Origin of the sequence: Centipeda infelix ATCC 43532, from assembly GCF_000234095.1 — a bacterium.
Lineage (GTDB): Bacteria > Bacillota > Negativicutes > Selenomonadales > Selenomonadaceae > Centipeda > Centipeda infelix.
The window spans coordinates 477384-491993 of record NZ_JH376798.1 but is presented as its reverse complement, the minus strand read 5'-3'; the positions used below and the strand labels follow the sequence as shown (position 1 = coordinate 491993).

The 14610-nt window shown below is 58.4% G+C and carries 14 protein-coding genes, 1 tRNA gene and 1 pseudogene; 6 read left to right on the top strand and 10 right to left on the bottom strand.

The features are described 5' to 3' along the window. Positions 1 to 282 precede the first annotated feature (282 nt). From HMPREF9334_RS05535 to HMPREF9334_RS05515, 5 genes and pseudogenes are all read right to left on the bottom strand, one after another. Positions 283 to 681 (bottom strand): bacteriohemerythrin, encoded by a 399-nt coding sequence (locus HMPREF9334_RS05535; protein ID WP_006692502.1) that lies wholly within the window; start codon positions 679 to 681, stop codon positions 283 to 285. 266 nt (positions 682 to 947) lie between these two features. After that, positions 948 to 1343: pseudogene (locus HMPREF9334_RS05530) on the bottom strand (bacteriohemerythrin); the annotation flags it as partial. Between the two features lie 50 nt (positions 1344 to 1393). Then, on the bottom strand, positions 1394 to 2080 hold the full coding sequence (locus HMPREF9334_RS05525; protein ID WP_006692500.1) for a hypothetical protein: 687 nt from the start codon (positions 2078 to 2080) through the stop codon (positions 1394 to 1396). A gap of 14 nt (positions 2081 to 2094) precedes the next feature. Next, positions 2095 to 3513 carry an SGNH/GDSL hydrolase family protein gene (locus HMPREF9334_RS05520; protein WP_006692499.1) on the bottom strand — a complete coding sequence of 473 codons (1419 nt, stop codon included), beginning with the start codon at positions 3511 to 3513 and terminating at the stop codon, positions 2095 to 2097. After that, positions 3514 to 4302: a molybdopterin-binding protein gene (locus HMPREF9334_RS05515; protein WP_006692498.1), complete on the bottom strand. Its 789-nt coding sequence runs from the start codon at positions 4300 to 4302 to the stop codon at positions 3514 to 3516. Between the two features lie 153 nt (positions 4303 to 4455). Between HMPREF9334_RS05515 and HMPREF9334_RS05510 the strand changes: the two genes are divergently transcribed. From HMPREF9334_RS05510 to serC, 5 genes are all read left to right on the top strand, one after another. Continuing rightward, complete coding sequence (locus tag HMPREF9334_RS05510) at positions 4456 to 5301, top strand: ChbG/HpnK family deacetylase (protein WP_006692497.1); 846 nt, start codon at positions 4456 to 4458, stop codon at positions 5299 to 5301. A gap of 9 nt (positions 5302 to 5310) precedes the next feature. After that, positions 5311 to 6276, top strand: coding sequence for a glycosyltransferase family 2 protein (locus tag HMPREF9334_RS05505; RefSeq protein ID WP_006692496.1), 966 nt, complete (start codon positions 5311 to 5313; stop codon positions 6274 to 6276). Then, on the top strand, positions 6276 to 7925 hold the full coding sequence (locus HMPREF9334_RS05500) for a DUF3329 domain-containing protein (RefSeq protein WP_006692495.1): 1650 nt from the start codon (positions 6276 to 6278) through the stop codon (positions 7923 to 7925). The genes HMPREF9334_RS05505 and HMPREF9334_RS05500 overlap by 1 nt, the downstream gene beginning before the upstream one ends. Before the next feature lie 68 nt (positions 7926 to 7993). Next, entirely contained in the window at positions 7994 to 9313 is a 1320-nt protein-coding gene (locus tag HMPREF9334_RS05495; RefSeq protein WP_006692494.1) for a hemolysin family protein, read from the top strand. A gap of 126 nt (positions 9314 to 9439) precedes the next feature. Next, entirely contained in the window at positions 9440 to 10525 is a 1086-nt protein-coding gene (gene serC, locus HMPREF9334_RS05490; RefSeq protein ID WP_006692493.1) for a 3-phosphoserine/phosphohydroxythreonine transaminase, read from the top strand. A 203-nt stretch (positions 10526 to 10728) separates the two neighbouring features. Here the strand turns inward: serC and HMPREF9334_RS05485 are convergent. After that, positions 10729 to 10817: transfer RNA gene (locus HMPREF9334_RS05485), tRNA-Ser, on the bottom strand. 104 nt (positions 10818 to 10921) lie between these two features. Beyond that, on the bottom strand, positions 10922 to 12211 hold the full coding sequence (locus HMPREF9334_RS05480; protein WP_006692492.1) for an O-acetylhomoserine aminocarboxypropyltransferase/cysteine synthase family protein: 1290 nt from the start codon (positions 12209 to 12211) through the stop codon (positions 10922 to 10924). Positions 12212 to 12440: 229 nt separating this feature from the next. Here HMPREF9334_RS05480 and HMPREF9334_RS05475 point away from each other — a divergent pair, with 229 nt between their 5' ends. Further along, complete coding sequence (locus HMPREF9334_RS05475; protein ID WP_006692491.1) at positions 12441 to 12893, top strand: Dps family protein; 453 nt, start codon at positions 12441 to 12443, stop codon at positions 12891 to 12893. A gap of 80 nt (positions 12894 to 12973) precedes the next feature. Here HMPREF9334_RS05475 and HMPREF9334_RS05470 read toward each other — a convergent pair whose 3' ends face one another. The 3 genes from HMPREF9334_RS05470 to HMPREF9334_RS05460 are packed head-to-tail and all read right to left on the bottom strand — an operon-like array spanning position 12974 to position 14597. Continuing rightward, positions 12974 to 14005 (bottom strand): AI-2E family transporter, encoded by a 1032-nt coding sequence (locus HMPREF9334_RS05470; protein WP_006692490.1) that lies wholly within the window; start codon positions 14003 to 14005, stop codon positions 12974 to 12976. 30 nt (positions 14006 to 14035) lie between these two features. After that, positions 14036 to 14347, bottom strand: coding sequence for a type II toxin-antitoxin system RelE/ParE family toxin (locus HMPREF9334_RS05465; protein ID WP_006692489.1), 312 nt, complete (start codon positions 14345 to 14347; stop codon positions 14036 to 14038). Further along, complete coding sequence (locus HMPREF9334_RS05460) at positions 14337 to 14597, bottom strand: type II toxin-antitoxin system prevent-host-death family antitoxin (RefSeq protein WP_006692488.1); 261 nt, start codon at positions 14595 to 14597, stop codon at positions 14337 to 14339. The genes HMPREF9334_RS05465 and HMPREF9334_RS05460 overlap by 11 nt, the downstream gene beginning before the upstream one ends. Positions 14598 to 14610 lie beyond the last annotated feature (13 nt).

Below are 14610 nucleotides of genomic sequence, written 5' to 3'. Positions count from 1 at the left end.
TTTTTATTATAAAATTTTTTCCATTGATTGAACATAGTTCTTTCTTCCTAATTTCTTCATTTTTATCGAAAAATAACCTTTCTTTATCTTTTCGATATAAAATTTATATGCTCTTATTTTTTATTTCGCTATTGAATTTCATTCTCTTATGTGCTATATTATCTACAAGCTTTCGTTTGAGACAGTATCTCGTGGAAAGGATACTGTTTCCAGAGCTCTCCTAAAATATAATACACAGCAAAAACACCCCGCAGCTGCTCATTGCGGGGTGTTTTTGTGCGCTCAGTGCGCGTGCGGGAGTTTGCAATCCCGTCCCTTGATATGTTCGTAGAGCCAATGCGCGAGGAAGTCGAGGATGCTCAGCAGATACTCCTGCTGGTTCTCGTCAACCGCCTCGAGATCGACCTCGGCAACCTTCTTCATGAAGCGCAGGTGCAGGGCTCGGTGACTGAATCGGTGCGGATCCTTCACGCTCTCCCCATATGCTTCCTCATGCGCGAAATGTGTCCCTGCATAGTTGGCAAGTTCGTCCAGAATCGCGACGATCTTATCGTATTTATCGTCGTCCGTGCACTCCATCACGAGCTCATAGCACTCATTCGTCAGGTCGAAAAGCTTTTTGTGCTGCGCGTCGACAGACGGAATGCCTGTCAGGTAATCATCGGTAAATTCGTATTTCATGATGACTCTTTCTCACTTTCCCTACATGTCCATTTCTTAATCCTCACCACTCATCCTGGATTCGTCCTCTATTTTTTCTTGCTTTTCTTCGTCTTCGCGGTATTTTCCTTCGGATTCTCCGCCTTACTCTCGTCTGTGGGCGGCACGTTCTCCCCCTGCGCATCATCTACAGGTGTCTCAGCATCCGCCGCCGGTTCATCCTTCGGCTGCGGTGCGGGCGCCTCTGCCGCAGCATTTTCATTTGCCACTCTCTGCGCAGCAATATCTTCTTCCTTTGGAATGCGGCAGTCCATGACCTTGATATGACCGTAAAGCCAGCGTGCCAGAAAGTCGAGGATGCCAAGCAGGTACTCCTGCTGGTTCTCATCGATGTCGTCGAGGTCGATCTCGCTGAGTTTCTGGATGAAGCGCAGATGCTGGTACCGCTCGCTGAAGCGACGCTCGTATTGGATGCGCTCCATGTACGCTTCCTCGTTGGCAAAATGCGTTGCCGCATAGGTGCGCAGCTCGTCGAGAAGTGCGACAATCTTGTCGAAGCGGTCAATCGCCGCATCGTCCATGACGAGGTCATAGCACTCGTTCGCGATCTCAAAGAGCCGCACATGCTCTTTGTCGATCTCATCGATACCGGTCAGATAGTCTTTTGTAAATTCATACTTCATGCTCTCCTGCTCCCTTCACTTAAGGAAGTACTGATAAATTCAGCGATTCCTTAATCCCAACCTTGAAGTTCCCAATATCGCTCCGCCGCGTCAACAAAAGAATAAAAACCATGTTCGCGCGCGGTATCCGTCCATATGTGCACGAGCTTCCAATGTCCGCTCGTCTGCCGCTCAAGCTCCATCGTGACGGAGCCCTCGGGCAGGAGCCGTCCATAGTCACTGTCGTCACCGTGCACGCGGCAGACGATGGCCGCACGGTCGCCCGAAATCACGGCCGGCTCCGTATTGACCGTATAGTGTGCGGCAAAGGCACGCAGTTCATCCGAGCCCCAGCGCGCATTGCCCTCCGCCTTCGTCACGGGCACGCGCTCCGCGTCGAAGTAGTATGTCAGCACCATGCGTGCCACATCGATGTACTCCGTACGATGCTCCGCCATGTAGTCCCGCATAAAGGCACTGTCGTGACGGAAGAACCAGTCGTGCGGATAACGCTCGTGGAGCGCGGCAATGTTGTCCGCGAGAAGTGTACTCACATCTTCGTGCATGGTGGTGAGCACGGCATCCTCATCGACGTATTCCGCAAAGAGCTTCCGATCCTCGGTGAGGACGGCGCGCGCAATCTGATGGAGTGCCGCCTCGGGCGTGCGGTCACGATGATAGCAGTAGCCCGTGTACGCGCCGCCAATGAGGGCGGCGGCAAGAAACAGGATCGCGCCGAGGCGCAGATTGCGGGTCATAGCTCTCCCTCCCGTTACTCTTTAGGAAGCGCGGACTTCATTTTATCAGCGATTCCTTTATCTTCTCTCAGGATGCGCACGTGCCGCTCCGCCTGCTGTGCAACATATGCAAAATGCGTGCGCAGATAGGTGTCGATGGTCTGCCCGATGTACTTTTTGCCCATGAGGTCGGGGTGCAGGCCGTCGGTCGTATACCCCGCCTCAAGCTCACCATCCGCATCCGCGAGGACACTGGAGACATCGAGGCTGTACTCCTGCTGCATGACCCAGTTGTTGATGTAGTCACGGTGCGCCCACCAATCGGACGGCGGTGTCTGGATCGTCATGCGCGCGGTCATCATCGCGGGACGGATCGGTGTCACTGTCAGAAAGATCGGCGTGATACCATGTGCCCTGCATTTCTCACGCAGTGCGGCGAGGTTGCGGACCGTCTCCGCACCGTAGATGCCGACGCGGTAGTCGTTGACACCCCCCATAATGATGAGGACGCGCGGCGAAAAGGGCAGAACGTCGCGCTCGAAACGTGCGAGCATCGCCGCCGTTGTGTCGCCGCTGTGCCCGAGGTTTTTCACAGGGACGGAGCAGTAACTCTCCCAGTCGTAAAGCGTGTAGGAGGGCGGGACAGTGATCGCGCCGCCGCCGTGTGTGATGCTGTCCCCGAGTGCGGCAATCGGCGTACGGTCAGCAACGGTGAATGTGCCGTTCTCCGACCACTCCGAGATCGGCGTGCCCGCCCCCGTCGTTCCGCGCACGCGGTAGAAGTATTCGCCCGGCACGGTAAACGCTTCATCATCGTAGACATCGTACTCGCCCGCCTGCAGCGTATGGAGATAGATGTCACGTCCGCCCGCGCGGCGATAGACCTCGACCTCGTGATGCTGTTGTCCGCTCAGCGGAATCCACGCGTAGACGGGATAGAGAGGTGCATACGGCATTTCGCCGAACTGCGCCGTCAGCACCGGCGCAGCCGGATCTGCAGTCTCACCGACGATGGGGCGCGGTGCGGACTCTGCCGCGATCGGTGCGCCGTCGTAGTCGAGCGGCTGCACCGTCCAGTAGAGGTCGTCTGTGCTGCCATACGAGGCGAGCGGCACATGGAGCCCTGTCGTATAGACGCGGTTCATGGTGTCGAGTGTCTTCATTTGCCCGTGTGCATCCGCCCGCAGGACGCGCACAGCATAGCGCACTGCCACAGGAACGGGCTGCCAGTGCAGGAGAACGGAAGAGAGTTGCTCCTCCTGCTGCGCCTGCGCGGGGTGCACGCGCTCCGCCTGCGCCGTGATCTCCTTCATGGCACGCTCCGCTCCTCCTGTGTTCTTCTGCGACGCATGGCGCGGCGCAGCTTTTTCCGCCGCACCTGCGGGTACGGCACTCAGTATCATACAAACGGCAAGGAGCCCCCCGATGCTCCGCCGCAACATTCCCACCTGCATTTAGTCCTCGTCCATCGTCCGAATGTACTCTTCGCCGATGGCTTCGCGCACGGCGGCAAGTGTCGGGGCGAGCAGTGCGCGTGCCTCCTCTGCGGTCGGTGCCGCTGCCGTGACGCGCACGAGACAGCCGTCCTCCTTCGCGTAGGTCGCAACGGAGGGGTTCTCGCCGTCCACGAGTGCGCCAAGGCGGTCGGCAACAGGCGACTCGCCGACGGGCAGCCCCTTTTCCGCCATGGAGTAGAGCTTGATGTTCATGGAGACAAAAACTTTATCACTTTTCGCGCGCAGGAATACGTCGCACGCCGTCTCGAACATCGGCTTCATCTCCTTCGGAGGGCCGGGGAGCATGATGCACGCGCGGCCGTCCTTCTCGATGATGACACCGGGCGCAGTGCCGTGGTCGTTCTGGAGCACCGTTGCGCCCGAGGGTACGGTCGCCTGCTTGCGCATACTGTCCGAGAGGGGAATGCCGCGCTTTGCCGCGCGTTCCTCCAGACGACGCAGTGCCTCCGCATCCTCGACGGGGGTGCAGCCGAAGTAGGAGATGAGCATTTCCTTTGTCAGGTCGTCCTTCGTGGGGCCAAGCCCGCCCGTGGTGATGACGCAGTCCGCGCGCGTGTACGCGATGTCGAGCGCGGCGCGCAGCCGCTCAGGGTTGTCGCCGACGACGGTCTGATAGTATGCGTCCAGTCCCATGTGCGCGAGGGCGCGTGCAATATGCTGTGCATTCGTGTTGACGATGCTGCCCATGAGCAGCTCCGTCCCGACGCTGATGATTTCGACGATCATGTAATACTCCTTTGTAACCGATAAGTCTTCTACGCTATTTTACTATAAAAGTCCTATATAGAAAAGGTAATTTCATGTTTTTTGTCGAAAATATTGTAAAAATGCGCTATGATAGAATATCATACGATACTGAAAACACAGAGGAAGAATATATTGAAACAAATTATCGTAAATGCCGACGATTTCGGACGGCATGTGCTTATCAACCGCGCGGTCGAGCGCGGTGTCACGGATGGCGTTCTGCGCTCGGCGACGATCATGCCCGGCGGCGCGGCATTTGACGATGCGGCAGAGCTTGCCGCACGCAGCCCAAAGCTCGGGGTCGGCATCCATCTGACGCTCGTGAACGGCAATCCCGTTCTGCCGCCCGCTGAGATCCCGTCGCTCGTAACGGAGGCGGGTATCTTCGTGGACGATCACACGGCATTTGCCGTGCGGCTTCTGCGCGGAGCTGTCAACCTCGATGAAGTGCGTGCGGAGCTCGGCGCGCAGCTGCGGCGCGTCGAGGCGGCGGGGATTCATCCGACGCATGCGGACAGTCACCAACATATGCACGTCCTGCCGGGGGTGATCGACATCGTGCTCGATCTTTGCCGCGCGGCAGGCATCCCCGCGATGCGTGCGCCGCGTGCGTCACTCTTTGCAGGAAGTTTCGGCGGCATCGGACAGCTCATCGGACGCACGGGGCTTGCCATCCTCACGCACCGTGCAGCGGCAAAGGCGCAGCGGCGCGGCATCCGCGTCCCCGATCACTTCGCCGGCATCGTCGCGGGCGAGGCGGTGGATACAGCGACACTCACGCAGATTGCGGCTTCGCTCAGAGACGGTGTGACCGAGGTGATGCTCCACCCCGGCACGGACAATGCCGTACTCATCCGTGACTGCCTCTGGGATCACGATTTCGAGGCGGAGCTTTCCGCCCTCTCCGCCCCCGCCGTACGCGATGCGCTCGCCGCAGCGTGCGCGGAGATTGTCAATTTTCGCATCTATGGGAACTAGGAGGGACGCATGGACAAGATCACCATCATCGTCCCCTGCTATAACGAGGCGGAAGTCATCGGACATTTCTACGACGAGGTAACTGCGGCGACGGTGGAAATTGCGGACTGCTCGTTTTCCTATCTCTTTATCGACGATGGCAGCCGTGACCACACCCTCGCGGAAATTCGCGCGCTCGCAGAGGCGCACACAAACGTCCGCTACATCAGCTTTACGCGCAATTTTGGCAAAGAGCCCGCGATGATGGCGGGGCTCGACTACGCGGACGGGGACGCGGTCATCCTGATGGATGCCGATCTCCAACACCCGCCTGCAATCATCCCTGAGATGGTCAGCTACTGGCGCGCGGGCTACGACGATGTCTGCGGCAAGCGCACGGACCGCACGGACGAGACGTGGTTCAAGCGCACAATGGCAAATCTTTTCTACCACTCGATGCAGGCGGTCAGCCGCTTCACGCTCCAGCGTGACGTGGGCGACTTTCGTCTGCTCGACCATCGCTGTGTCGCGGCACTGCGTCTGCTGCGCGAGAATCAGCGGTTTACAAAAGGGCTTTTCACATGGGTTGGCTTCAAGAAAAAGGAGATCCCGTTTCAGGTACAGCCGCGCGCAGCCGGCAAGACGACGTGGAGCTATCCCGCGCTGCTGTCTCTGGCGATCGAGGGCATTACCTCGTTTACGACCGCCCCGCTGCGCCTCACGACGGTGCTCGGGCTCATGGTCTCGGCACTCGCGATCCTCTATATGCTCGTCGTACTCGTGGACGCACTCGTCTACGGTGACCCGGTCGCGGGCTATCCGACACTCATGACGGTGCTGCTTTTCCTCGGCGGTGTGCAGCTGCTCTCGCTCGGCATCATCGGAGAGTACCTCGGACGCGTCTTCACGGAGAGCAAGCAGCGTCCGTCGTATCTGATCGACGAGCGGGACGGGGAAAAATTCGACTACGCGCGAAATGACAGGGAGGTGAAGTAGTGCGCGAAGATCTGCTGCGCACGGGACTGATCACTAGTGCAGTCTTTCTGTTCATGCTTGCGCTGAATCACTTTATGCCCATCCACCGCGACGACTATGACTACGCAATGGTGTGGAAAACGGGGGCACACCTCGCCTCACTCTCCGATGTCGCGGCCTCCGGCGTGCAGCACTATCTGCTCCACGGGGGGCGCACGGTGACGGTCTTCTGCCTGCAGCTCTTCCTCTGGCTCGGGAAAACGGCGTTTGACATTGCAAACGCGCTGATGTTCCTCGCGCTTGTGGTACTTGTGACGATGCACGCGCGGCGTGCGCTCACATTCTGGCACGCACCGGGGCTGTTTGCGGCGGCGGCTCTCCTGCTCTGGCTCGCCCTGCCGCACTTCGGCGAGGTTGCTATCTGGAAGAGCGGCTCAACGGTCTACCTCTGGTCGGCCGTGCCCGCCTTTCTCTTTCTCCTGCCGTATAACCTCACGCTGAAAAACCCAGCGACAGGGACAAGTGGACGGCGCACATGGGCGATTCTCCCGATGTTCCTGCTCGGCATCCTCGGCGGCTGGTCGATTGAAAACCTCGCCGTAACGGTTGTCGCCGTGGCGTTCGGTGCATCTCTGTACGTATGGCGGCGGTACGGCACACTCCCCGTGTGGATGATCGCAGGCGTGCTTGGTGCGCTCCTCGGTCTCATCGGACTGGTCGCCGCACCCGGCAACTACGTCCGTTACGATGCACAGGGGGCGGACAAGGACATCCTCGCGCACATCGGCAATCAGTTCGCGGGACAGGTTGAGATGGTGCTCTACTGCCTCCCCGTCCTGCTGCTCATCCTGACCGCGTGGCGGCTCTATCGACGCATAGAGGCGCGCATGGATGTCCCCCCCGCAGGGCGCACAGGCGCAGGGACTGCTGCCCTCGCCGCCGTACTTGCCCTGCTCGTCCTCTCCTATTTCACGGGCGGATGGATCGCAGGCACGATCCGTGATGTCACCATCGGGGGCGTACTCACGCCGCTCGGACAGACAAAGCCAAAGACGATCCACCTCTTCACGAATCTCATGAACGGCTTTGAGGAAATGGCGATCTACTGGTTCGCAGTCCTTCTTTTTTATGCACGTATCAAACGACAGCTCGGGCTGACCGCCGCTGCTGTCCGCTCGGCGGCAGAATGCGTGCCCATGTCTGCGGTTCTACGCCGCCATCCCGCCGCACGCTATGCGGCGTTCCTGATGGGGCTCGCCGTCTGCAACAACCTCGTTATGCTCGCCGCTCCGACCTTCCCGGGACGTGCAACGTTCAGCTCCTCTGCGATGCTCGTCGCGGCGGCGCTCGCCCTTCTTGGCGATTCTGCTATCATGACAGCGCTAGGTGTGTCAGCACGGCGTACCCTCTGCGCTGCGGCACTCCTTCTCTTCGCCTACACAGGCACAGCAGCACTCCTCATCACACACGAGATGGGCGCAGCGGACGCAGCTCGCATCGCACAGATCGAGGAGGCACGCGCACGCGGCGAGATCATCGTCCACTTCCCGCCCATCGAGCGCACGAACCGCGCCCTGCGCCACGTCTACTACGAGGACTGGGACAACAACGTCACGAAGGAGGGCGCAATGGAGTATTTCGGTCTGACGGATGTCGTGGTGGAAAAATGACATTTCGCCGCGTCTGTGCTACAATACAAGCGGAATCTCTATATTTTTGAAAGGAGCGGCATATATCCTTGGACAGTTCCCTATCCGATCTTTTCGCGCTCATCCTGCTCATCGTCTGCCTCTCGGCAAACGCCTACTTCGCGCAGGTCGAGACCGCACTCACCGCATCTCATCGCGGGCGGCTTGAGCGTCTCGCAGATGACGGCAACAAGGACGCGGCGCAGGCACTTTCCCTGCTGGAACACGCTGCACCGCCCCTTGCCATGGCACAGGCGGGCGTCACCTGCACCAGTCTTCTCATGGGGCTTGGCATCGGTCTCCTCGTCGCACCGACCTTCGGCAAGTTTCTCGCAAAGCTCCTCCCCGGCATGGAAGTCTTTGCTGCCGCCCTCGTCCTCAGCATCCTCGTCATGACCGCGCTCACCCTGCTCTTCGGCGACTTTCTGCCCAAGCAGATCGCCCTGCAGAACCCCGAGGGCATCCTCATGCGCAGCCACCGCAGCATCCGTCTGCTCACACGGCTCACGGCACTGCCGAGCGCAGCACTCGTCTCCGTCTCGCGCGGACTGCTCCTCCTCGTCGGCATCAATCCCGAAAACCGTGCTTCCGTCACGGAGGATGCGGTCAAGGATCTCATGGAGCAGGGCACGGAGGACGGCACCTTTGAAAAGGCGGAGCAGGACATGGTCGACCGCATCTTCCACATGAGCGACCAGACAGCCTCTGCCCTCATGACCCCGCGCACACAGATCGCATGGATCGATCTCGCCGAGACACGCGCCGAGCAGCTGCGCGTCATTCGCGCCGCAGAGCACGACGTATTTCCCGTCGCGTACGAGAACCTCGACGATTTTCGCGGGGTTGTCTACGCAAAGGAACTCCTCGATGCGGTCTTGGGCGGCGCAGAGCTCGACCTCGCGGACTACATCCGCAAACCGCTCTTCGTCCCGCGCACCATGGAGGGGCTTCGCGTCCTTGAGAAATTTCGCACGGGTGCGATTCACGAGGCGGTTGTCCTCGACGAGTACGGCGGTGTCGTTGGCTTCATCACCATGGGTGACATCATGGAGGAGATCATCGGCAGCGCAGACGAGGATGCTCCCACCGGCACGCGTACCGGTGCGGAGGAGACGGCGAACTGGGTCTTTGACGGGCTCTTCCCCATCGACGAGTTCAAAGAGGAGTTCGGCATTGACGAGCTGCCCGACGAGGATCACGACCACTTCCACACCCTCGGGGGCTTTGTCACCGCCCAGATTGGCCGCATCCCAAAGGTTGGCGAAACCTGCACATGGGATAGCTACACCTTCGAGGTGCTCCGCATGGATCGCGCACGCGTCGCCCAGGTCCGCATGACGCGGACGGAGCATGTGGATGGAGAGAGCTAAGACGACCTCCCCCATCTTGTTTCCGGTCTCCTGCCCCCTCCCCCGTCGCAACGGGGGAGGGGGCACACGTCAGCGTGACGGAAGGGGCGTCCAATAGAAATCATAAAATACAGAGGGAGAAACACCATGAATGAACGCATCTACAACTTCAACCCCGGTCCCGCCGTCCTGCCCGAGGACGTTCTGAAAGAGGTACAGTCAGAACTCCTGAATTTCAACGGCACAGGCATGTCCATCCTCGAGATCAGCCACCGCGCCCCCGCCTACGACGAGGTCCACCAGCAGACAAAGGCGGATATCAAGGAGCTCATGGGGCTTGGCGATGACTACGATGTCGTCTTCACCGCAGGCGGCGCGAGCCAGAGCTTCGCACTCATCCCGCTGAACTTCGCCACCGAGTCACACCCCGGCAGCTATATGCTCTCAGGCAGCTTCTCCCAAAAGGCATACGAGGAGGCCGTCAAGCTCGGTGTCGGCACCGTCGCCGCATCGACGAAGGAGGAGAACTACGTCCGCGTTCCGCGTCAGGACGAGCTGAACATCGCCCCCGGTGCCGCCTACCTCCACCTCTGCCTCAACAACACCATCTACGGCACCGAGTACCACTACACACCGCAGACGAACGGTGTCCCCCTCTTTGCCGACATGTCCTCCGACATCCTCTCGCGTCCGTGGGATTTCTCCTCCTATGACTTCATTTACGCGGGCGTGCAGAAGAACCTCGGTCCTGCGGGCGTCGTTCTCAACGTCGCAAAGAAGAAACTCCTCGAAAGCAGCCCCGCCGAGCTCCCGACCATGCTGCGCTATTCGACCTTCCAGAAGAACGACTCCCTCTACAACACACCGCCCGTCTTCGCCATCTACATGGTCGGCAAAACCGTCCGCTGGATCAAGGAACACGGCGGGCTTGCGGCCATGGGCGAAGCGAACGCGCAGAAAGCCGCCCTCCTCTACGATGCCATCGACAGCTCCGACGGATTCTATTGCGGACACGCCGAGAAGGGCAGCCGCTCGCGCATGAACGTCACCTTCCGCCTCCCGAGCGAATCCCTTGAGGCAGACTTCGTCGCACAGGCAAAGGAGCAGGGACTTGCGGGCATCAAGGGACACCGCAGCGTCGGCGGCATGCGAGCCTCCATCTACAACGCCATGCCCCTCGCAGGCGTGGAAAAGCTTGCAGAGTTTATGGCAGCGTTCCGCAAGAAGCATTGATTTCAATTTCACACAAAACGAGGCTGTTGCACGAAACAAACGTGCAACAGCCTCGTTTTTTATGTTGTAACCATCGTTTCAACCACCCCAAAATCCACGTTCAAAATCTCGTGTGCCCAAAATGTGCCCAAATTCCTGTTTTTCACCGAAAAATGCGCGCAGAAAAGGCTTCGTGGAAATCTCCACGAAGCCTTATTTTTCAATGGCAGAGAGGGTGGGATTCGAACCCACGGTGGCTCATCACCACACTTGATTTCGAGTCAAGCACCTTCGACCACTCGGACACCTCTCCATGTGCTTATGCGACATGACGCATTATAGCACAGCGAGGGGCGCATTGGCAAGGGCTTTTTTCGGAAGTGCGGTGATGCCCAGGCATTACTGCTCACAACATCCTCACACCGCGGCGAGTGCCTCCTCAAGATCCGCAATGAGGTCGTCAACGTGCTCGATGCCGATGGAGAGGCGTACCGTTCCCTCACCGATGCCGGAGGCGGCAAGCTCGGCTTCGTTCATCTGCGAGTGCGTGGTGGTCGCGGGGTGGATGACGAGGGACTTCACGTCTGCAACGTTCGCCAGCAGCGAGAACAGCGTCAGTTTGTCGATAAAGCGGAACGCTGCCTCGCGCCCGCCCACAATGTCGAACGTAAAGATGGAGATGCCGCCGTGCGGGAAGTACCGCTTGTAGATTTCATGGTCGGGATGGTTGGGCAGGGAGGGATGATTGACCTTCGCAACCTTCGGGTGCTTCGTGAGGAAGTCCACGATCTTCAGCGCATTCTCCACATGACGCTCGACACGCAGGGACAGCGTCTCAAGCCCGTGGATGAAGTAGAACGCGCTCTGTGGTGCGATGGCCGCGCCCGTGTCGCGCAGGATGAGTGCACGGATATAGACAACGAATGCGACAGGACCGAGCGCATCGACGAAGCTCACGCCGTGATAGCTTGGGTTCGGGTCGGTGAGGTGCGGGAAGCGTCCCGATGCCTTCCAGTCGAACTTGCCCCCGTCGACGATCACGCCGCCGAGGCTCGCGCCGTGCCCGCCGAGGAACTTCGTCGCGGAGTGTACAACGATGTCCGCACCGTGCTCGATGGGGCGCAGGAGGTAGGGCGTGGCAAAGGTGTTGTCGATAACGACAGGTACGCCCTGCGCGTGCGCCGCCTGTGCGACCGCCTCGATGTCGATGAGATCGGCATTCGGGTTGCCGACGGTCTCGATGAAGACGCACTTCGTATTCGGACGGATCGCATCTGCAAAGCCCTGTGCGCCCGCCTTCGGATCGACAAAGGTCACGTCGATGCCCCACTCCTTCACCGTATGCGCGAGGAGGTTGTACGAGCCGCCGTAGATCGTCTGCTGCGCGACGATGTGATCGCCCGCATGTGCGAGCCCTTGGAACGTCGCCGTGATCGCCGCCGCCCCCGAGGCAAACGCGAGTGCCGCCGCGCCGCCCTCAAGCGCCGCGATGCGCTTCTCGAACACATCCTGCGTCGGGTTCATGAGCCGCCCGTAGATATAGCCCGGATCTTTGAGCGCAAAGCGGTCGGCGGCGTGCTGCGCATTGTGGAACACGTACGAGGTCGTCTGATAGATCGGCACCGCACGCGCATCCGTGACGGGATCTGCCTCCTCCTGTCCGACACGCACCTGCAGGGTTTCAAAGTGATAGTTTTTCTCGCTCATGGATATTCCTCTTTTCCATTTTTGAAAACACATAGTTTATAGATATGAATTATATACAAAATATCCTATTTGTCAAGATAAACAGTCCTTCTCATAAATTTTTATTTCGATATTTAATAATAACTATTGACAAATAAAACAGTTTTGTCTATAATAGTCAATGTCAACAGAATATGAAACAGATTCTCAGGGATCTGCACTACAAAATTATGAAAGGGGATTTTCCACTATGTCACACGCAAATGATGCAAACCTTAACAATGCGCTCAACACCTACATCGCCAACATCGGCGTCGGCTACATCAAGCTGCACAACCTCCACTGGAACGTTGTCGGCCCGCAGTTCAAGGCAGTCCACGAGTACCTCGAGTCGCTCTACGATGCGTTCGCGGACGTGCTCGATGAGACGGCGGAGCTGCTGAAGATCGCGGGGGCACAGCCGGTCGCGAGCCTGAAGGGTTACCTCGCAATCGCAACGATTAAGGAGCTCGGCGATGAGGCTGTCGATCAGAAGAAGGCACTCGAGATCACACTCGCTGACCTCGAACTCCTCCGTGACCAGGCACTCGAGATCCGCAAGGCTGCCGATGCACATGACTGCTTCGGCGTTGCCAACCTCATGGAGGATCACGTCACCAACTACGCAAAGCAGATCTGGTTCCTTCGTTCCATGCTCGCGTAAATTCCTTCCCCCATTCTTCCTTATTTCCCATATACCCGAAACCGCCGCACCAATTGGTACGGCGGTTTTCTTGTCCCATTTTATGCGTCTGCCATCCTCTCCTCCCCCTTCATCTCCTGCCGGTCGCGGTAGATGTCGGTGATGACGATCTTGACGATGACGATGAAGGGGACAGCGAGGAACATGCCCGCCGCGCCGAGGATCTCGCCACCGAAGACGACGCCGAGGATGACGGCAACGGGGTGGAGGTGGAGAGATTTGCCGACGAGGGCGGGATAGACGATGTTGTGGTTGACCTGCGTAAGCGCGACGTAGAAGAGTGCAGTCTGCACGGTGAGTTCCCGCATCGCTGAGGCGGTCATGAGCGTGCCGAGGGTCGAGGCGACGGTGGGTCCCAGCACGGGGATAAACTCGCTGACGCCCGACAGCAGGGCAAAGACCGAGGCATAGGGCAGCCCCATCAGTTGGAAGTAGACAAAAACGACAGCGCCCGTGATGACACACATAACGATCTGACTGCAAATGTAGGCGCGCAGTGCGATGAGCAGGGTGTCAAAGAGGTGGAGAACACGCCGCCGCGCTGTGTGCGGAAAGAGATCCGCGAGCCAGAGTTTGATCGTGAGCCCATCCTTCAGGAGATAGAACGATACGAAAATGATGATGACAAAGTCGATGACCTTCCCGAATGCGATGAGGATAAAGGAGAGTGAGGCGCGCAGCAGATCCGCACCGACGCTGCGCAGACGGTCGAGGATGTTCACGAACTCATCTTGGATGAAGTCGGTGTCCGAGAGAAAGGGAAGCTGCTGCAGGCTCTGACCGATGGTCGGCAGCTCCGCAACGAACCGCTGGAAGGACGGAAGGACGGAGCGCGAGATGATGCTTGCGAGTGCGGCGAGCACGAGGATGAACGCGATGATGGCGATTGCCGATGCAACCGAGCGCGGCATCCGTCGCGCCTCCATGAAGTCCACCGCGGGCTTTAGGAGTAGCTGTAGGAGCAGTGAGAGGAAGATAATGAACGCAAAGTCCTGATAGAACCAGAACGTTGAGAGCAGGAGCGTAAACGTTACAGCGAGAATGATGGACGTACGGTAGTTGGCAAGATTCATAGGTGCCTCCTTTCTGTATATAATATTGAATTACAACTTGTCCCGATAATTTTCACGTATATGAAAGAATCCGACGATGTAGACGATGCGCTTCTCAATACGATAAATAAGAAGATACTTATGATGAGGGAGGGCTATCTTCCGATATTCCTTTGCGCGGAGGCAGGTATCACGACATAGCGGAAAGGCTTCCGGCAGATGTTCCAACCGCTCATAGACGACTGCAACATCATCCAAGACGCTGCGTGCTGCATCGGGATTGCATAGTGTCTGTGCGATGTACGCAATGCACGTATCGATCTGCTCATTCACATACGCCGGAACAATAAGTCTATAGCGCATATTTCAGTCTCGTACGAGCAAGTGCCTCGCGTGCGTCATACGTCCGCCTCGCCTCAATATCCTCCTCGGCACGAGCAATCTCGCGGTAGATATGTCCCCGCTCCTGCATATTTTCGTACGTCTCCATGCTCATAAAGACCATGTCACCGTAGCCGTTCTTCGTGACGTAGATCGGCTCGTCACTTGCATGGCACATCTCCGAGATGCGCGCGGTATCCTTGAGATCCTTGATGGGAATAATCTGTGGCATGATGCACCGCCTT